This is a genomic window from Bacteroides sp. MSK.20.12, assembly GCF_019052435.1.
Classification (GTDB): Bacteria; Bacteroidota; Bacteroidia; order Bacteroidales; family Bacteroidaceae; genus Bacteroides; species Bacteroides xylanisolvens.
Window position 1 is genome coordinate 37,181 of record NZ_JAHQVH010000026.1, and the last position, 21,396, is coordinate 58,576.

11 protein-coding genes are annotated in these 21,396 nt (G+C 40.8%); 2 read left to right on the forward strand and 9 right to left on the reverse strand.

All coding sequences use genetic code 11. The features are described 5' to 3' along the window. Positions 1–11: 11 nt before the first annotated feature. The 8 genes from KTR06_RS14535 to KTR06_RS14570 form a co-directional block, all read right to left on the reverse strand. Positions 12–1,184, reverse strand: coding sequence for a glycoside hydrolase family 76 protein (locus KTR06_RS14535; RefSeq protein WP_217290465.1), 1,173 nt, complete (start codon positions 1,182–1,184; stop codon positions 12–14). Between the two features lie 39 nt (positions 1,185–1,223). After that, positions 1,224–2,144 (reverse strand): DUF1735 domain-containing protein, encoded by a 921-nt coding sequence (locus KTR06_RS14540; protein WP_217290466.1) that lies wholly within the window; start codon positions 2,142–2,144, stop codon positions 1,224–1,226. A 26-nt stretch (positions 2,145–2,170) separates the two neighbouring features. After that, on the reverse strand, positions 2,171–3,955 hold the full coding sequence (locus KTR06_RS14545) for a RagB/SusD family nutrient uptake outer membrane protein (protein WP_217290467.1): 1,785 nt from the start codon (positions 3,953–3,955) through the stop codon (positions 2,171–2,173). A gap of 13 nt (positions 3,956–3,968) precedes the next feature. Further along, entirely contained in the window at positions 3,969–6,731 is a 2,763-nt protein-coding gene (locus KTR06_RS14550; RefSeq protein WP_217290468.1) for a SusC/RagA family TonB-linked outer membrane protein, read from the reverse strand. A gap of 26 nt (positions 6,732–6,757) precedes the next feature. Beyond that, entirely contained in the window at positions 6,758–8,647 is a 1,890-nt protein-coding gene (locus tag KTR06_RS14555; protein WP_118299716.1) for a RagB/SusD family nutrient uptake outer membrane protein, read from the reverse strand. 23 nt (positions 8,648–8,670) lie between these two features. Then, positions 8,671–11,835 carry a TonB-dependent receptor gene (locus KTR06_RS14560; RefSeq protein WP_087318149.1) on the reverse strand — a complete coding sequence of 1,055 codons (3,165 nt, stop codon included), beginning with the start codon at positions 11,833–11,835 and terminating at the stop codon, positions 8,671–8,673. Between the two features lie 37 nt (positions 11,836–11,872). Beyond that, a complete protein-coding gene (locus KTR06_RS14565; RefSeq protein ID WP_217290469.1) occupies positions 11,873–13,948 on the reverse strand; it encodes a glycosyl hydrolase 115 family protein in 2,076 nt (691 codons plus the stop codon). A gap of 212 nt (positions 13,949–14,160) precedes the next feature. After that, the gene (locus KTR06_RS14570; RefSeq protein WP_254306427.1) at positions 14,161–15,717 is read right to left on the reverse strand and encodes a DUF6377 domain-containing protein; all 1,557 of its coding nucleotides are present in this window, start codon (positions 15,715–15,717) and stop codon (positions 14,161–14,163) included. Positions 15,718–16,135: 418 nt separating this feature from the next. Here KTR06_RS14570 and KTR06_RS14575 point away from each other — a divergent pair, with 418 nt between their 5' ends. Together KTR06_RS14575 and KTR06_RS14580 are read left to right on the forward strand one after the other, a co-directional pair. Beyond that, complete coding sequence (locus KTR06_RS14575) at positions 16,136–17,950, forward strand: glycoside hydrolase family 2 protein (protein WP_217290470.1); 1,815 nt, start codon at positions 16,136–16,138, stop codon at positions 17,948–17,950. A gap of 131 nt (positions 17,951–18,081) precedes the next feature. After that, a complete protein-coding gene (locus tag KTR06_RS14580) occupies positions 18,082–19,638 on the forward strand; it encodes a sulfatase (protein WP_217290471.1) in 1,557 nt (518 codons plus the stop codon). Between the two features lie 102 nt (positions 19,639–19,740). Here the strand turns inward: KTR06_RS14580 and KTR06_RS14585 are convergent, their stop codons facing one another. Next, positions 19,741–21,267 carry a sulfatase-like hydrolase/transferase gene (locus tag KTR06_RS14585; protein ID WP_217290472.1) on the reverse strand — a complete coding sequence of 509 codons (1,527 nt, stop codon included), beginning with the start codon at positions 21,265–21,267 and terminating at the stop codon, positions 19,741–19,743. Between the last annotated feature and the right edge of the window lie 129 nt (positions 21,268–21,396).

Consider the following 21,396-nt stretch of genomic DNA (forward strand, 5'->3'; position numbering starts at 1 on the left):
CAAAGATTACTTTATTTTTCCGGAGTCACCATCATTCGGGCAACTCCTTCCATTAAAGAACTACCACTTGCCTGTGCCCCCATGGATGCAATTTCATTGGAAGGAAACATACTACCCCAATAATAATTGCAATACATAGCAGGATATTCTCCTCTATCCATGTTTTTCCACAATGCTTCGGCATTGTCCAACAAAAAAGTTTTAATACGCTTTTTCACAAAATCAGAAGTATCATCATCCAAAGCCAAATTTACAGCATAAGGCACAAATACCGCTTTAAAAATACTTCCATCCATATTTGTTCCTTCATCCCGCAAAATCCAGTTTTGCAAACAACGATCACTAGTCATTGTATAGTTTATTACCAATTCAGCCCTTCTCATATATTCCCGTTCCTGCGTAATATGATATAATTGTCGGCATGCCTCTCCAAAAGTGCCCTGTGTATATGTCAAAGGGGGTTCTTCCACTCTTCCATCACTTTTCAGTAAACTACCCACAATATATTTATATAACATTTTCGCATCTTCGAGATAATTTTCTCCTCCAAACTTCCTATACAGCTTGGCAGCAACTAAACAACCGGGAGAGTTTGTACAAGCATTCCGGCTCTTATCATCGCTTTTCCAAGGCAATCCGGTTCCTTTAGCATCTGTCCATGCCCGGGTTATAATATGTGTATCATAAATATTTTTTGCCATATTTATATAAACAGCATCACCGGTAGCTTCCGACAAATGTATCAACGTAAGGCAAATCCAACACATATCATCCGTAAAAGGATTCAAAAATCCAGTTTCATCACTGTCACTATGATGATAATTATTCGCCTTATTATCAAACCATAATTTGAAATAATTCTTGTATGTGGCAGCCAATGCCGGATTCTTATCCTTTATACGCTCATAAGAATATATAACAACATCCATCGCATGTGCCTGTTGCCAATAAATATTATACGAGCCTCCACTCACATCTTTCGGTGATTTCCAGAAAGTACCTTTTTCTTTATTCATAAACTGCTCAATAAGAACATAGGTACAACTATCAGCAGTAGCCGACCAATCAATAACAGGATCCGTCTTCACTACTTCTTTTACTTTTAATTTTTCCCATTCCGCTTCTGCACTACAGCCAAAACAAATAAAAGAAATGCATAGCACGAGAAATATATTTTTTTTCATCTTTGCTTAATATTATGTTTCAATCATATCTATTACTCATCACCATGTCTCAACGCGCAAATCATAAAGCGGATCCTGACGTAGAACCAATTTTTCTACTACATGATAATATTTGCCCGCTTTCTCATAAGTATACTCCAAATCAAATTGAGGAGCGCGTTTAGTGACATCAGCAACATATTCATAGTCTCCTTCTATTTTATAACTTCCTGAAGCATTGCTGATAGCCGCCTTTCCATCCACACCAGTAACTGACACATTCTTGTCCGCATCCATTGAGAGCGTTACACTACCAACCCCCTCTTTTTCATTACCAACACCAGGACAAACCACAATGCGCGGAGCCTTGCTATTAAAAGCAACGGTACTACAGTTGATGATATCATACGTATCACCATAACTTACCGGTTGTCCTATGGCAATCCCTGAAGCATCCACCTCTGTCGCCTTTCCCATCCGATAATAAGTTCCGGCGTAAGTGCTAACGTATTTAATAACAGCAACAGTTGTTTCAGCTCCCTCGCGTAAAGCTCCCAAAGAGTTTTCTGTCATACGAAATGGCAATACATAGTGCGCTTCCAGACAAAGCGGATCGTTATAAAATGCCTCCGTAAAATCTATACGGACATCAGCAACCGGAAGATTAGACTTACGTACACGAAAATATTCCTGGTCAGATAATGTATAGTAATTACTTGGAAGCAATACTTTGCCAGTCCCTTCTACCAATGACGGATCAATCTCAAATTTTGCCCAATCCGACATATCCACTTCACGTTTACCACCGATAGATACGCCTATATATATAGGCATATCTCTATCAGCAATCACTGTACGCAAGGGGTTAGCCACAGCAAAACCCATATTGGGAGTTTCATAATCGTTAGTATACTCATCATAACATGAGGTAAAGCTAACCAGCACAACGAACGATACGAATAAAAACTTTACTAATTTCATGTGTTTATTTTCTTTTAATTAGATTATTACCAACCTTTATTATTTTTCAGATTCGGATTCTTCTGTAATTCATCATACGGCAAAGGAAGATAGTAATAGCGGATATCATTGAGCGGCCGTTCCTCCACCAATTTTACTTCAAAATTTTCGCTACTATCCTCTTTACGAGTAACCTCCATACCTAAAATTGATTCATTTAGTGGCAGCAACCAACGACGTAAATCCCAGAAACGTTGGTTCTCGAAAGCAAACTCGATCCGGCGTTCATTCTGAATCAGTTTCCGGAAACTCTCCGGTGTACCAGCCATTTCATCAAGATAGGTCGTATTCGTAATCCCTCCCGATTTCTCACGAATCACACGAATGACATCATACGCAGACATGGAGCATCCGGGGCCTGCTACCTTCGGCCCCCACACTTCATTGGAAGCCTCAGCAAAGTTCAACCAAACCTCTCCTTTACGCAACATCGGATAATAATGACGTGAATCTTGCTCTTCCAACGGTTTCAGGAAATTAGCCACATCCGCATTAATAAACTTTGCCAGATAATATCCCGAACGACTGGCTTTCACATCCAGATAACCGGAATCTTTACCTCCAGGTGTTACGTCAATATAAGATGCATTAGCTCCAAACTGACGTCCTTGGTAATACAGATTCACAAAAAAACGGTTATCGCGTTCGCAATCATAAGGATTATCCTTATCGTATAAAGAACGAGGATCATCTATCGGGAAACCATTTTTAGCAGGAAATGAAGCAGCCAGATTTTGGGATGGAATAGTTTGTGCATTCCCATAATAGTAAGGAGGATAATGCCTTGTTTCAATATCATGACTGCGACCTACGAATGTTCTAAAAAGAAATTCTGCAGATTGTGCATCACCGCCGTCATACAATTCATTGGGTATCAACGCTGCATAAGTAGCCATCCCTTGCATCTGGAGTACCTCATACGCATAGAGTGCTGCACGTTCCCATTTTGCTTTATAGGCAACCTGATCGATAATCGTATAATCCCCCATACCATTCAATTTTACGACGCGGTCAGATTGATAAGCCGGACTCGCCGCATACAGCAATACACGCGCTTTCAATGCAGCAGCAGCCAATCCGGACGCTCTACCAAAAGATATATCGCCCAAGATAGCATCCCCTCCCGAATAGGTTAATGGTAACAGAGACATAGCTGTTTCACAGTCATCGCATATCTGCTTTACACAATCCTCATAAGTATCACGCTTAAAATTTTCAGGATGGGCAGATTCTTCCGGAGTAATATACCGGGTCACAATAGGATATCCCAGCACTTCTCCATCATCGGTTTTTCCTCCATACATTTGTAATAACTGAAAACTACACCATGCCCGCAGAAAAAGTGCCTCACCTTGAAGGCGACGCTTGGTTCTTTTGTCGTTAGTTGCATTTGCTACATCATAACTCACGTTATCTGTCAGCCCTTTATCCAAGAACAAATGAATCCGTTGAAGCTGATCATAGCAACTGCTCCAATTGCCAAGAGGATTAGTAGAACGACTAAATGCCCCCTGACTGGCACGATACACCTTAGAGTCATAATTCCGGGTCAGTGCATTATCTGTAGCAGCATCCAGAAAATTGCCATCCCAAGCATCGGGCGCAATCATGACATCCTGATAAACAGATAACAAAACACCTCGCGCCATATCCGCATCTCTCCATGTATCACTTTCCGACCATTCGTTTGTCAGCTTAGTGTCAAGGTCGGCACAAGCACTGATGATGCCACCCAATAGCATCATACTAAATATATATTTCAATACTTTCATAATTACATCAACTTTAGAAGTTAATAGATACTCCACCTGTAATAGTGCGGTACACAGGATAATTGCTGATACCGGCAAGCATCTGTTCCGGATCAAGCTCCTTAATACCCGACAATACAAACAAATTAGCTCCCCTCACAAAGAATTTATAATTCTTGCCTATGCCTTTTTTCGAATTATTATTCAAGGTATAGCTCAATTCAACATTCTTGAGACGGAAAAATGAACCGTTCTTCGTCCAAAACGTAGAGTTGCGATAATTATTCACTCCCGAAGTGGTAGTCAGACGAGGCTGTGTACCAGTAGGATTATTTACCGGATGATAACGTTCCTCGGCAAGTACGGAATAACCGTCAAGTCCTTTGTTCCAGTAATAAGTACTAGTCAACATTTGAGTAACTCCGGTTGTTGCCGTACCCAATATATAGAGTCCGAATCCTTTGTAGTTTAAAGTTACATCCACTCCCAACGTAGTCTTCGGGAAACTCTGTCCGATACATGTCTGGTCATTATTATCCACCATTCCGTCATTATTCAAGTCAGCATAAGCAATATCTCCTACCTGATAGTTCCCAAAACTCTGAAAGGGATGCCCGGCAATAGCCACATCTTTTCCGAATAAACCTTGTGACTGCCAGCCAAAAATGGCACTGGTAGGTTGTCCAATACTCTTTCGATAGTCTTCGATATTACTTAGTTCATTCGTTTTACGAAGTTTATTTTTAGTAAAAGTAATATTAAGCCCAAGATTGTACGTAAAATCTTCACCTACTTTGTCATTCCAGTTTACACAGGCATCAATACCTTGATTCAATACCTCACCTATGTTTTCAGAAGGAATGAAATTTCCTCCTATCGTTGCATATTTAGCAGAGTTGATACCAATTATATTCTTACGTAACTCACGGAAGTAATTAACCTCACCAGACAGACGATTATTCAGGAAACGACCTTCAATACCGATATTCAGTTCATTAGAATACTCCCATTTCAAGTCAGGATTACCTAAACGAATCAAATCGGTTGTATTGGCCCCCGTACTAGGTTTGAATTCCTCCTTATCCCCTTGTCTCCAATTTGTTCTATGGAGAAAAAAGTCAGTATCCCCTGCATATCCTAAATGACCGTAGCTCACCTTCATTTTTAAAAGATTTACAGCCTTCATATCCTTAAAAAAAGATTCATTAGATATTATCCATGCACCTCCTACCGAATGAGCGAAGAAATACTTATTATCTCCCTGAAATCTGTTAGACCCCATTGCCGCCAATGTAGCTTCAAGCATATACCGTTTGTTATACGCATAATTGGCACGGAAAGTGAAATTACCTTCTTTCAAATCTTGTGAACTGCCCGTAGCTTCCTCTGCCGTATAGCGAAAAGCAGCATTTGCTCCCATATCATGCAATCCAAACGAACGATTATATTTTACACGCGCATTCCATCCGAAATAGCGATAAGTGCTGTTAGACGCAATAGACTGTTTCTTGGGCAAATTCAGTTTCTTACGTTCTGTAAAACGTATTTCCTCATCTCCGGCAGCATTCAGGTAACGATCAATAGAATAAGTGGGATAATCATTCCGTAATTGTTGACGCAGATAACTATAATTATCAAAAGTAATATACGCTTCCGCAGCCAGTCCTTCCACAAACTCATTCAAATCAAAATTAAGACCGAGGTTAGTCTGGCTATTGACATAACGTTCCGACGTATTACCGCCATAGAGCATATCCGAATAAAGATTGCTTGACTTACGTGAACTGGCTCCAAATAACAGCGAAGTCTCATCTGCCGCTATGCCATTATGACCGTGTATATCCTCTGCCGAAATCATAAAAGGATATTCATTGGGACGGAGCGTCGATATTTCGCTAAACATCCCGCCACCATCTTTAGCTCCCCAGTCCTTTTTTTCCACACGGGCAGCCACATCTGCCGAAGCCGAAAGGAAATCGGTAATACGTATATCCAGATTACCACGGGCGTTCACCCGATTCAAGTCAGACCGATCGCCTACTTTTTCCAAACCGGAACTTCCTGTATAGCCTACCGTAACGGCATATTTAGCTCTTGCATTACCTCCACTCAATTCCAGTGTCGCTTTACGGAACGTACTTGAGCTGCGCAAAAATTCCTTATAATAATCAACATTGGGATGAAGTAAATCATTCACCCCGGTAGAATTACGATACCCTTGAAGATCAGCGTCGGAATACAAAGGAAGCAAGCCGTCATTGACACAAGCTTCATTAAAGAGTGTCGCATAATTATAAGAATCAAGATATTCGGGTAAGCGAGTCACAGGTTGTACCCCGTATTCGGCACCAAAACGAATCACCCGCTTACCAGCCTGACCACGTTTAGTACGCACTAAGATAACGCCATTCGTAGCCTGCGCACCATAAAGAATCTTGGCAGACGCATCCTTCAAGACCTCAATAGATTCAATCTCTTCAGGCAATATATCATCTATCGGACGTTCAATGCCATCTATAATTACGATAGCCTTGTTAGTTCCGTTACTATGTTGTCCCCGAACATAAAATGTCGAGTTGGCATAACCGATACCTCCCGTATTAGGAATAACAATCAAACCTGCCGCTTGCCCTTGCAATGTATTGGAGAGTTGCAAGTCGGGCATTGCTTTCAGGTGTTCAATATTGACACGACTAACGACTGCTATCGAATCTTGAGCTTTCGTGTCTACGGTAGCTCCCATGAAAAAAGCAATGGACAGCATACCAGTAAAGAATATATGATATTTGTTTTTCATTAACATCAACTATTAAGTGTTTTTCATTACCAACCTGGATTCTGTTTCAGATTGCGAAGAGCATCAACGTCATGTTGAGGAAGCGGATACCAGTAATTACGCATATTAGAAAAGTTACGTACCTCTTTAGTCATTTCAAATTCTTCATACGTAAAGCTAGCCGGACGAGTATAGTTACCTGCCTTATCTCCATAACTTCCTACTGGATGGAAGCGTACCCCTTTGAGCGGGAACGGTGCTTTAAACACCTCGTGCATAACCATCCAACGACGCAAATCCCACCAGCGATGATGCTCGAACATCAGCTCCACACCACGCTCACGGCGATAAGCTTCACGGAACTTAACTGGATCATTCACAATATCAGAAGGCAAATTTGTAACCCCGATACGTTTACGAATTAAATTCAGCGCTTCTACAGCAGACATATCACATCCTTCCACTTTAGCCGTGGCACTTCCCGTAGCTTCAAAAGAGGCTTCGGCGAAATCCAGATAAAGTTGCGAAACTCTGATAAATACCGTTTGTGCTATTTTACCTATATAAGTAACTGCCCCACTCGTACTTCCTGTATGTTTCTGGTTTGCTTCCGGCCATAAGAATTTGCGACACATAAAACCTGACAATTCACGAGCATTCGTATTAGAATTCGTCAAATACTGATTATAAGCAGAACAACCTACCCACAAACGGATATAATGAGGAGCTCCATCCTTATACGTCCCCCATTCATCACCCGGAATCAGGATATTATTATAAAAACGAGGATCACGGCGGACAAAAGCATGTTCGGGATCAAACTGGTAACCAGATCTCGGATCGTCAATCGGATAATAGATACCATCCTCGCCCTGACGCTCGTACATGTTAGCTGCGTTCAAGGTAGGACATGACATAGCCATAGATTCCGCCCCAGTCTGCCCGGTCATATCTCCATACAGCCAAAATGCACGAATACACATAGAGCGATTAGTCGTACCCTGTATATTACGGCACATCCATATATGTTCCGCCCTCTTGAGTTCCGTATCGGGAAACCAGAAAGTATTCGTATATTCCTCTTTTGTCGCCAACCGGACTCCTGTAAGCGATTCATTTTTTTTCATATAACTGATAGCTGCCCAAGCTGCTTGTGCTGCTTTCTTAGCCCGTTCTTTATCGTATTCTTTCACCACTACCGCATCCAGGTCATTTTGCATTAACGGACTGGCGTCATACAGAAGTGCCATTTCTTTGAAAGCTAAAGCAGCCAATTTAGTAGGACGTCCATAATGCATAGCTTCCCAAGTATCAGGCAGCATTGCAATCGCTTTATCTATATCACTAACCATCCATTCCGAACTCTCATGATAAGTTACACGAGGCAAATCATCGTCTCCACCGGCAAATACACGATCAATAATCGGCATTCCCCCATAACGTTTGATAACTTGAAAATAGAACCAGGCACGATAGAAATAAGCCTGTCCCAATATTTCATTCCGCTGTTCTTCCGTCAGTGGAACTTTATCTATATTCTCAATAACACGGTTCACTATACGCAAAGCCGGATAAGCCCTGCCAATCGGAGTTAAGCTTCCATTACCTATCTCGGTAACATTCTCGCTCTTCCCTGTCAGCAACCATGCTCCTGAAAAGAACTTATTAAAAACCGTATTATTATATACTACTCCCATCTCATCAGCCATTGCGCCGACATACGTACGACCGTAACTTCCTGCATCACGGCTCACCATACAGTTATAAGTGTCCAGTTTACTGTATACTTTATCCAAAAAGCCACGTATAGACTCATAACTGGCATAAATAGCAGTTTCATCAAGTCCGCCTGCATCTTCACGCTTATCCAGGAAATCTTCACATCCAGTCAGGAAAAGCATGAGACCGACAAGTATATATGTACATTTATTTTTCATTATGATCATTATTTTTATTAAGATTAGAATGAAAGTCTGATTCCCGATGTTACCGAACGCAGAATAGGATAACCTGTCTGATTACCTTCCGGATCTATGCGATTGTCACCTCCCCAAAAAGTCAGCAAGTTATTACCTGTAACGTAAACCTGTAAACTAGAGATACGCATTGGAGTTAGACAACGCTTAGGTAACTGATAACTAACCTCCACATTCTTTAGACGTAGATATGAAAAGTTCCGGTAGCGCCAAGTGCTTTCAGTACCGTTAAATCCACCATCATCCTTTAAATGTAAAGAAGGTCTCTGAATACCACTTGAACTAGCCGTTTCAGGCGACCAGGTATTTAACGCTCCAGGTTGTGCATTTACTCTTCCTCCTTTAAACGAAGATGCATAAACTGTATCCACCAATTTCCATACACCTGTAGGAGCATATATCATAGCACTGAAACTCAACCCTCTCCAATTAAATCCCAAATCAAGACCATAGGTATGAAGCGGATAATTCAACTGATCGACCGCCACCTTATCCTGACCGTTCAGAATACCGTTAGCATCAAAATCGATATATACCAAGTCACCAGGAATCACCTGATTCGGTGATATGGAATTGATAGTGCCGCTTTGAGCATAATTAAATACGTCGTCAATAGAGCCATAGTTACCTATTGCCAAATATCGTGCTTGATGCCCGATCGGCTTTCCCGCCTTTTTCAAATGGTCTGGAGATTTATACGGATCATCCTGGAATACAATACGATTCTCGCTTGACGCCATTGTAAAATTGGCATAATAATGAAAATCCTTGCCAATCTTATCATCCCAACGCAACTCCAGTTCGATACCATGATTCTTCGTTTTTCCAATATTCAACGAATTAAAAGTAGCTCCCGCAATAGAAGATGTGGTATTGGGTGTCATTAAGATATCCCTACGCTTTTCGTCAAACAAGTCAAGCGTTAATGACAATTTATTCCACAGACCAATTTCGATACCTAAATTTTGTTTGGTTGATTTTTCCCAAGTAGAGCCCAGATTAGCGATAGAACCTTCTGTATAAAGCGGTCCCCAATTATGTCCGGTAGCATCAGTGCCCAAAGTCAGATGGTCTCCGGAGGTAAACGATTGAATATAGTTCCAACGACTTGCTCCGGCATCCGATCCTACTTTTCCCCACGAGTAACGAATTTTGGCATTTGTAAGTACGTCTCCCAAATGTTTCTTGATAAACGATTCTTCAGATAACCGCCATCCTAATGAGAAAGAAGGGAACAAACCGAACCGATGTCCACGTGCGAACTTCTCCGAACCTGTATATGAAATGTTCATCTCCGCCAGATAACGTTCGCGCCAGTTATAGGTAGCTCGTCCAACCCAATCCTCATTATAGTTCGGGAAACGAATATCGCCACCATCTTTTGAGTCAAAGATCTGACGATTCACCAATGCAAGTGCACTTACATTATGATCCCCGAACGAACGGTTGTAAGCAATAGAGAATTCGTAATAAAACCGACGGCTATAAGCATCCAACTGATCGTAATATTTAACAAAAGCCGGATTAGACACAGATGTTTCATAAGGAAGACGCTTGCTTTCCAACATCGGATAAGTTAACTGTCCATCTTCACCAATAATCGGGTTAGCATAGTCGTATGTACGTGAATAACGAATAATATATTTAAACGCCTGACTTGCTGCTTCCGTACCCAGATAAGTGGCTGTAGAAGTAGTAGATGATGAAGAATAAGAAACCTTGGCATTTACTTTCAACCCTTTAGTAATAAAATCAAGCTTCTGTTCAAGAGAAGCATCATACCACCCTTGAAATGTTTTACGCAGATTAGCACCTTCCATATTCATATTAGCTACCGGATTGGTGTAAGTATCATCTCCCCATTCCCCATCAGAATATTTCACAGGATAAACACTCGTCGGGCTCGTCAATATAGCATAGAACGGATTACTGTCATCAAGTGCTTTATTACGATAAGCCATCTTACCTGCCACATTAATAGACAGTTTTGTGGATTTCGTTATATTGAAATCAAAATTCGACCGCCAGTTGTAACGTTTATAACTATGTCGGGGATCAAATGAGTCATTTTTCTTTAACTTATAAATATCACCGTCACCCTGGTAACCAACCGAAGCAAAATACTTCATATAATCCGTACCACCACGAATATTAACATTATAATTCTGGGTAAAACCTGACCCGACCAACTCATCCCACCAGTTTACATAAGGGAATACATCATTGTACGCACCATAATTTCCTTCGGCATAAGCACGTTCCCATGCATCAAGTGTAGACCTGGGAATCAACTTGTTCCAGCTCCCATCATTAGCCATAGCTTGGTTATAAGCCCGCATGGACGTAACATAATCAGCAAGTTCCATACTGGTAGTCGGTGACTTATAGGTATAATTTGCCGAAAAACTGATAGTAGGTGCTTTATTTGTACCACGCTTAGTAGTAATCAAAATGACACCATTACCTCCCCGTACACCATATACAGCAGTTGCCGAAGCATCTTTCAATACAGAGATAGATTCGATCTCATTCATATCCACATCCTTAATATCACTCTGAATACCATCGAGCAATACAAGCGGATCTGTATTTCCCCATGTACTCTTACCACGGATATACATAGAAACATCATTTCCTCCCGGCATACCACCGGAATTAATAGCTACTACACCGTTCAATTTCCCTTGTAATGCTTCGGTTACAGAATTGACACTACCTCCTCTTAATAACTTATTTCCATCAGCTTGTGTGATAGAGCCTACGCTAGTCACCTTTTTTTGGGTACCATACCCCACTACCACCACTTCTTCAAGTACACCAGCATCCTCTTCCATTTGGAAAACAGTTTTCTTTACCGCTTCTTCAGCTTTGATTTCAATGGGTTTATATCCCACATACGAAAACTGGATAACGGAATTGGCTTTGACCACCAATTGAAATCCTCCGTCAAAATCTGAAATTGTACCTGTGGTAGTTCCCAAGATCTGGATATTTACTCCAATAAGGGTTTCTCCACTTTTCGCGTCAACAATTCGCCCTTTGAGAGTTCTCGGCCACCCTTCATCAGCACGGCTTATCTGTACCGAAAAGAGTAGGAGAACCAGCATCAGCAGACGAAATACCTTCGTGCTAAAGTCTAAATTTCTCATAAATTAGATTCAATTAGGTAATTAATATAAATTGTTACTAAAATTCTTTGTGCAGTTTATTTAACAATTTGAGTTGTTGTGGAATATTAAATTTACCATTCATGGAATCACCTATATACCAAGTGGAGAATACTCCTTCCTGCGTTTCATACAGGGCATCGCGTGCCTCTTCCAATTCTTGGATAGCGACTTCCAGATGTTCAGTCCGTTTACCGCGATCCTTTTCTTTATAAGCAGATACAAAATGATATAATGAATGACTCAATGCTGCCATATAATGGCAAGGAGCAGCCAAGTTATCTCTGAAGAACCGTTGATTTTGTTTTGGCAAAGATTTGAGAAAATCTTCACAATGTCGTGAAACCTCCTCGAAACGCACAGCTGTCTTTTTCATTCCCGCAATCAATGAATCAACCTGATTATTTCCGTCAATGCGGAACGAACGACCGGGCACCCGTTCAAATCCGATCTCATACAAAGGATTCGGAGAAAAGTCATCAAAGCGTTTTCCGATCTGTTCAAAAACACGAGAGTAGCGTAAATCCTGAAAGATAAACTGACGTTCCAATCCCGGAAACTCTGACGGTTTCTGTTGCCAATAGGCATAGTAATAATCATGATAAAGCTTGGCAGCTTCAGTAGCATGCTCCTTTCCAAAATGTTGGGTACAGAAATCAATCAGGAAAGAATTTGTATTATACGCCTTCATATCCCACATCATACGAGCGTTGGCTGACATTTCCATGACAAATTCTCTTAAGTTGCCAGCATTAACCACCGAGAAAGTCAGCGGACCACGTGTATTCACATAACGATAGTTCGCTTCCATTTTCCATGGTCCTTCTGCAGGAGCCAGATGAGCACCGGTCGAAGTGAATTGAAGATTCATATAATATCCCAGTTTCACTTGCTTTGTCGTATCGAATGTAACCAAATCATCGTAAGGATAGTGATCTCTCCGTCCGGCAACAAAAGTCCAAAGCATATTCTTACCCGTCGGAGGTTGTAAATAGCCTTTAGCCAACAAGTCAGAAAGTTCATCGTAGAAGGTCATTCGTACAAAAGGATCATTCTCTCCTGTTGCTTTTTTTATCATAGCCAATTGTATGCGAATCATACGGTTAATCACCTCTGCACGTTCCTTATCACCCGCCGGAGCATCGGCAAAAGCAGCCCAAAAAGGCTGGTCGTTTACACCACGAAAAGCAATCTGCCACAGATTTTCCTGTTTATCACGACACACCGTTTCTATGCTATATTGCCAAAACTCAACAAGAGCTTTTTCATTCGATAAAAGTAACTCCGGTGCTTCCATGCCGCGCACTCGTCGCCAGTATCCTTCCCAGTTTTTCAGATTATTGTTGCAGGCTACGTGATGATGAGAAGTAAGTACCAGTCCGTATTTACGTAATAAAGCAGCCTGACCATTCAGTTTATAATCCGGATATGTAACCGTAGCTTCCAATTCGACAGTATTAAGCTTCAACCGCAACATAGTCTCCAGCCACAATTCGTTGTTCTCTTTCGACAAGCGTCTCCAAGGACTGAACAAATCGGTATCATTAGGGAACCAAGCACGATACCTGACTTGTGGTGACTTCTGAAAATAGTCAAAGTCCGATTGTATCTCCACCTGTTTCTTATACTGCGGTTCCCAAGAAGAAAAATACCACAACGGGGGCACTTCAAGAAATAATTCACTAAAAGTATAAATAGCATATATAGCACCACGCATATCTTTTCCATGAAGATAAATACGCTTCTCATCGGGACTACAATATACCCTATGAGATTCGAAACCATCCAAAGGACGAATGAATCGAGGCTGAAGCAAAGAACCGCCCGTCTCTTCGTTAATGATAACAATATCAATACTATTTGCCTCATCAATCGTTTGTGAGATTACAGGTTTGTAATGCATTACCTTCTCAAAGTCTTTAGATAAGGTTTCTGCCGCCAGCTTTACAGGTTCTACTTCATGCCCGGATAACAAAATCCGAAAATTACCTTTCTCCAATTTTAAAGAAGAAATGGAATTTATTGCCAGAGACGAAGTGGAAAGAAAAAATAAAGCAATTAGATTCAATAAAAATAATCGGTTGTAGTTCTTCATACTTTTCACGGTTCTTTTTGATTTAAGTCGTTTATACTCTTTGTTAATCGAAGCATAGGCAAAATTAAGAATTACCAACCGGAAAAAGAGGGGATATATCCGCCATATAACAAAAATATAGGGGAATTAGAAATCTAATCAACTAATAATCAAATGATTACAAAATCAAAAACAGGTGAGAATATAGGGGTTTATACGTACTTATATAACAACTACAGACCTATTTTTCTGATATTTTTTTCAAAATTAGCAGGATCCACAGCTTTATTTCGAGTGCGAACTCTATAATTATAAACGGTGTTCACGGAATATCCCAGGATTTCTGATATTTGTTCAGACTCTGTAATTCCCAACCGGATCAAGGCAAAAATACGTAAGGTAGAATTTAACGCATCTTTATTCTCCAATGCAAATTTATCATTCGGTTGAAGCAATGAATTGAAATTTTCGACAAATGTTGGAAATAAGGACAAGAATGTCCTATCAAAATCAGCAAAAGCACTTTTCCTGTTAAAATCCGAATTTAAATTATGAATCATCGAAGAAAGAGAATCATACTGCTTATTCTCCAACTTTTGCTGCCCTACCAATACAAAATTATCAAGCTGATTAACTAATTTAAAAGTAGCATCCAGATAGTGTCCTATATACGAATTCTTAATACGGTTTGCTTCCGACAATTTCAAGTTCAGTTTTTCCAACAATTGACGGGAACGGCGCAAGTGCTTCATCTGTACTAGAATATAAATGATGGCCACTATTAATATAATCGCAAAAATAGAAGTCAAGATAAAACTATCCTGAAAAGTCTGCCGCTTAACCTGCTCTATATCGAGTTTCTCCCCGACAAATACAGGTAATAAAGTTCCGATGACATTAATCCTGTGACGGGTTCCATAAAAAGTTGCATCTTCAAATGCCTCATTTATATATTCAGATGCACGGTTTACATCATTTTTATGATAATACAGCATCGTTGCCAATCCTCTCATAGAGACTGACTCTTTGGTGGCACTGCGGATATCATTCACAGCCGCCTTCACATAGTAATAAATAGCCTCATCGTTCAGTTCCAACTTACGGTCGATAAACGCCAAAGTCGACAAGAGTACTGAAAGTGTTTCCGTATCAGTAGTATCGCATATTTCTAAGGCCTGCCTATAAAGTTGTTTGGACTCAGCTAACTTATCTTCTTTAAGGGCTATTTTTCCTCTCACATAATAGATTGTTGACGAATCAGAAAGATAAGACTGACTTTCCGTCAAGAGTTCATTTCCTATTTGGTTATACTTGGATGAAAACACATCGTCTTTTGCATAATCCGCCAAATCATGATAAACACGCCCAAAGCTAATATAATAGTCTGCCAACACTTGAGCAGGTAATGTCTCTTTCTCAATCCGGATGGAAGAAAGTGAATCTATAGCTTCTTTAAAGAAACCTCCGCGTGCTAAAATATATCCCAGCTTGGTTTTAGCATTTACCATATATGCAGCACTATCTATAACACTAGCTATCTTACACAACTGCGTGGCATAATGAAAGGCAGAATCGAAAGAATAAAGTTTAAATTCATTATACAAGTTTGCATTGATCAGAAACTTTTCTTCGTCCGCCATCCTTTTTTCATTCACATTCAAGAAGTTTCGAATAGAATCGATACGCTCCAGTTTCTTTTGGCAATACATATCTTTCTGTTGTAGAGCAAGCGACATTTGCCCGGCTATTTCCTCCTTATTTCCAAATGGTTTTTCACCTGAACAACCCATGTAAAATATAGAAGTAATAACAAAGGATATTATCCAAAAGCCCCAAATATATTTTTGTCCACGTTCCTGCATATCAGATAAGATATAGATTAACTACCACAATCGTTATTGCAAAAATATATAAAATTTCACGTAAAGAAAACTTTTGAAGTTATTATATTTTCGTTACCCAATATTGGCATTACAAAGATGTACATAATTTCCAATATCGTATGAAACTAACGGTCCAATAAAGAATAAAAATTAGTCAATAGTCCGTTTTATTAGCGAAAAAACTCATTATTCGACCAAAAATGAAGAGAATTTATTGTTTTTTGAACGGCAAATTTCCTTTATTCTCTTTTAATTCCCCTTTCTTTGCAATATCCTTTTAATAGAATTTATATCTAATAACTAACTATATTTTTATACCATGAACATGAAAAAGAATTTTCTAACAATGCTGCTTGCATTGGCTTTATGCAGTTCGACTTTTGCTCAATGGAAACCTGCCGGTGACAAAATCAAAACATCGTGGGGAGAACAGCTTGACCCTAAAAACGTATTGCCGGAATATCCGCGTCCTATCATGGAACGTAGTGACTGGAAAAACTTGAACGGGCTTTGGAAATATGCAATCACTCCCAAAGGCACTCCTGCACCTGCTGCTTACCAGGGTGATATTCTTGTTCCTTTTGCCGTAGAATCGTCTTTATCAGGCGTAGGCAAAATGATAAACGAGAAAGAAGAACTGTGGTACCAACGTACTTTCGACGTTCCTTCTGCCTGGCGTGGTAAACAAATCCTGTTGCATTTCGGAGCAGTAGACTGGAAAGCAGAAGTTTGGGTGAATGATGTAAAAGTAGGCGAACACACAGGCGGATTTACTCCTTTCTATTTCGATATTACTTCTGTACTTAATAAAGGAAATAATGACTTGGTAGTAAAAGTATGGGACCCTTCAGATCGTGGCGAACAACCCAGAGGAAAACAAATAGCAAATCCTCATGGCATTTGGTACACTCCGGTTACAGGTATCTGGCAAACAGTGTGGTTGGAACCGGTTGCAACACAATACATCACTAATCTGAAAACTACTCCTGATATTGACAATAATTCTGTTAAGGTAGAAGTTGCCGCCAATACAACTTCTGCAGATAAAGTGGAAGTAAAAGTATTCGATGGCAAGAACCTTGTAGCCAAAGGCGCAGCGTTGAACGGAGTACCTGTTGAACTGGCAATGCCTGCTAATGCTAAACTGTGGTCTCCGGACTCTCCTTTCCTCTACAACATGGAAGTGACTCTGTATAAGGACGGAAAAGCAATAGACCAGGTTAAGAGCTATACGGCTATGCGTAAATATTCTATCCGCAAGGGTCAGAATGGCATCACTCGCCTGCAATTGAACAACAAAGACTATTTCCAATTCGGTCCGCTCGATCAGGGATGGTGGCCTGACGGTTTGTATACTGCACCGACAGACGAAGCATTGGTTTATGACTTGAAGAAGACGAAAGACTTCGGCTACAACATGGTACGTAAGCACGTCAAAGTAGAACCTGCACGCTGGTACACTCATTGCGACCAATTAGGATTGATCGTATGGCAGGATATGCCGAACGGTGGTCCTAGTCCACAGTGGCAGGCACGCAATTATTTCAACGGTACGGAAGTGATTCGTTCTGCTGCTTCGGAAGCTAACTATCGCAAAGAGTGGAAAGAAATCATCGACTGTCTGTATTCTTATCCAAGTATCGCCGTATGGGTTCCTTTCAATGAAGCATGGGGACAATTCAAGACTCCAGAAATCGTAGCATGGACTAAAGAATACGATCCTAGCCGCCTGGTGAATCCTGCCAGTGGTGGTAATCACTATACTTGTGGCGATATTCTCGACCTTCACCACTATCCGGGCCCGAACATGTTCCTTTACGATCCGAGACGCGCTACCGTATTGGGTGAATATGGAGGTATCGGCTTGGTAGTAGAAGGAAACACTTGGGTGAATGACAAGAAAAACTGGGGTTATGTGAAGTTCAATACATCGGACGAAGTAACGAACGAATACATTAAATATGGCAAACATCTGTTGGAATTGATCCAGAAAGGATTCTCTGCTGCCGTATATACCCAGACAACAGACGTAGAAGGTGAAATCAACGGTCTGATGACTTATGACCGTAAAGTTATCAAGATGAATGAAGCTAAAGTCAGAGAAATCAACCTACAGATCTGTAACTCTCTGAATAAATAGGAAATAGCAAATTAAATAAATACTCTTTTCCTTGTTGAATATCAAGACAGCACCTTTGAATTTTTAAATTCGAGGTGCTGTATTTTCATTTATAATAAGAAAGCTCTCCCATTGTCATCAGTCAGAGAGCAATGTTTCATTTAAAGGAGATTTTTATGAACAGCAAGCATATCTTCTTATCCACCTTAGTCGGTCCCTTAGTAATTCCGTCACTCAATGCAGCCGAAACCAACAGACCCAACATACTATTTGTCATTTCTGACGACCAGTCTTACCCGCACGCATCGGCCTATGGTTCACCCATAGCTAAAACACCGGCATTTGATTTTATAGCCCGTAACGGCTGGTTATTCAACAATGCGTTCGTTACTTCTCCTGGAAGCAGCCCTTCGCGAGCTTCTATCTTAACCGGACTTTATCCCTGGCAAATAGCAGAAGCAGGCACTCATGCTTCCTCCTTCCCTGCCGAATATAAATGCTTTCCTGATATTTTGGCGGAAGCTGGTTATCATGTTGGCTGCACAGGGAAAGGATGGGGCCCCGGCGACTGGAAAATATCGGGACGAAAGCATAACCCTGCAGGTCCGGAATACAATAAAAGACACATTCAACCTCCTTTCAAAGGAGTGTCCAATACCGATTATTATCAAAACTTTAAAGAATTTCTCCACGCCAGAAAGGAGAAACAGCCTTTCTATTTCTGGGTCGGTTCACGTGAGCCGCATCGTCCTTATGAAAAGGATAGCTGGAAAAAAGCCAATAGAAAACTGGCCGATGCAAAAGTTCCTTCTTTTCTTCCCGATAAGGAGGCCATAAAAGGAGATTTATTAGACTATGGAACGGAAATAGAATGGTACGACAGCCAATTATCCCGTATCCTTGACACATTGAAAGAAGAGGGCGAATTAGAGAATACCCTGATTATTGTCATGGCAGACAATGGAATGCCTTTCCCCGCAGCCAAAGCAACTTGTTTTGAATATGGTATCCATATTCCAATGGCTATATGCTGGATAGGTAAGATTAACGAAGGAGGTATCAGCGATGAATTTGTAAGTGGCGTCGATTTGGCCCCAACGATCCTTGATGCAGTCGGTATACCAAATAAAGGGCAAATGGCAGGTATCAGCCTACTACCCTATCTTCAGAAAAAGAGAAAAGACACAGGAAGAACGATGGTTTTTGCAGGAAGAGAACGTCATGCTTCTGCGCGATATAATAATTGGGGATATCCGAGCCGTGCATTAAGAACAAAAGATTTTCTTTATATCAGAAACTTCCGTCCGGAGAGATGGCCTGCAGGTGACCCTTGCGCTATTGATAAAAAAGGGAAACTAGAAGCAATGCATAGTGCTTATTACGACATAGACCAATGTCCGGCATGGGACTTCATTGTCAGCAACAGAGATGACAGAGAAATATATCCTTATTTTCTGAAAGCAGCAGGGAAACGACCTTATGAAGAATTGTATAATGTATCTACCGATCCCGGTTGCCTTCATAATTTAGTTGGAAATGGTAAATGCACCGAAAAGCTAAATAATCTCCGTAAAGAAATGGACAAATTACTTAAAAAGACCAAAGATACACGCTACTTAGATGATCCGACTCAAGATGACATCTGGGAAACTTATCCGCGTTTGAGTGGAGCAATGCGTACCTTCCCAGCACCTTTGCTCACTGACTGACATCATTCAGGCACGAATTACACGGATTAATAGGGACAAGTTTATTCTCTTTCCGTAAGATCCGTGTAATCCATGCCTACTAGTAAAAAAGTATACAGTATATTATATTCCCTCCTCTTCCTGCATGAAGATCTTTACCTGATTCCAACTATTCTTCGTATCATTCGATACTTTTTCACCAGGAGTAGAACGGCCATTCTCTACATATTGCTTCATAGCCCGTTTCATTTCTTTCACCTCATTTTCGTAACGCTTATCACCGATAATGTTTTCTTTTTCCGAAGGATCTTTCACGATATCAAACAATTGCATCGGAGGGAACTTCGCCACATCAGAAGGTTTGACAGGATAAGAAAAGCCACCCGAACCTCCGTAGAACACCAATTTCAGTTGGGAAGTACGCAAAGACAAATACCCCTCTCCCGCTTCGTGCACCAAGTCCTTACGCGTAGAAGCACCTTTCTTACTCAATATCGGCCACATACTGTAACTGTCAACAGCTTCTTCTGTCTCCAAATTGTGGTTAAGCATTTGGGCAAAAGTGGCATAAAAGTCTATCAATGAGACTAAAGAGTTATTTATCTCTTTCCCATATTTTCCTTTCCAGGAGACAATAAGGGGAATTCTGTGTCCGCCTTCGTAAATATCGCTTTTGTAGCCTCTGTAGATGTAACTAGGAAAATGTCCTTTCTTTTCCATATCTTTCACGCCGATATAACCGGCACACCCATTATCCGAAGCAAAGACAATGATGGTATTATCCAGTTGCTTGTTCTTCTTTAATGTTTTTACGATTTGGCGCACCATGTCGTCTATCATAACTACGAAATCGCCATAAGGACCGATACTGGTTTTACCCTGAAACTCTTTCGAAGGCAATATAGGTGTGTGGGGAGCAGTAATAGGCAAATATAAGAAAAACGGCTTCTTGCTGTCTTTTTGTTCATTGATATAGTTCAGACTATGACGAATGATGTTGGGAAAACATTCTTCCGGCTTGAAATCGGCTCCTGCCATTCCTCCGTGCATCAGTAATGCCAGATTCTTTTTCTGGGGTTCTATCACATGATCGGGGATAGAGGTCGCTTTGTTATTTTCCACATAAACATAGGGAGAAATATCCAATGACGCGGGTATGCCGAAGTAGTAATCAAATCCTCTGTCGGTGGGTCCGTTCTTGATCGGAAGCGAGAAATCTATATCTTTCATGCTTCTGCCATTGTTCGTATATCCCCAGTCCCAACCTAAGTGCCATTTACCGATACAAGCGGTATTATAGCCATTCGCTGAAAACATTTGCGCGATTGTGCGACGTTCAGGATCAATCATTGCAGGCGAATCGCCATTAAGACCACCTCGTTTCAGCTTAGTTCGCCACGGATACCTTCCAGTCAGAAGAGAATATCTGGAAGGAGTGGATAAAGCGGAAGAAGCATGGGCATCCGTAAAGGCAATCCCGTGCTCGGCCAGTTTGTCAATGTTAGGAGTATGGATTTTAGATTCGGGATTAAAGGTCGAGATGTCTCCATAACCCAAATCATCCGCCAATATAAATACAATATTGGGCGTTTGCGCTTTTACAGCAGCAGCTGTAAGAAGTGCAGAGGAGATTGTGATTAGTTTATTCATATATTGAATGTATTAAAGCTATAGTTTATGTATGATATAACCTATCTCTTCATGTTTTCCAACCGACATGCCCGGATTATCTGACTGACATCTCAATCGTTCCACTCCAGTAGACAAGTCTTTTCACTC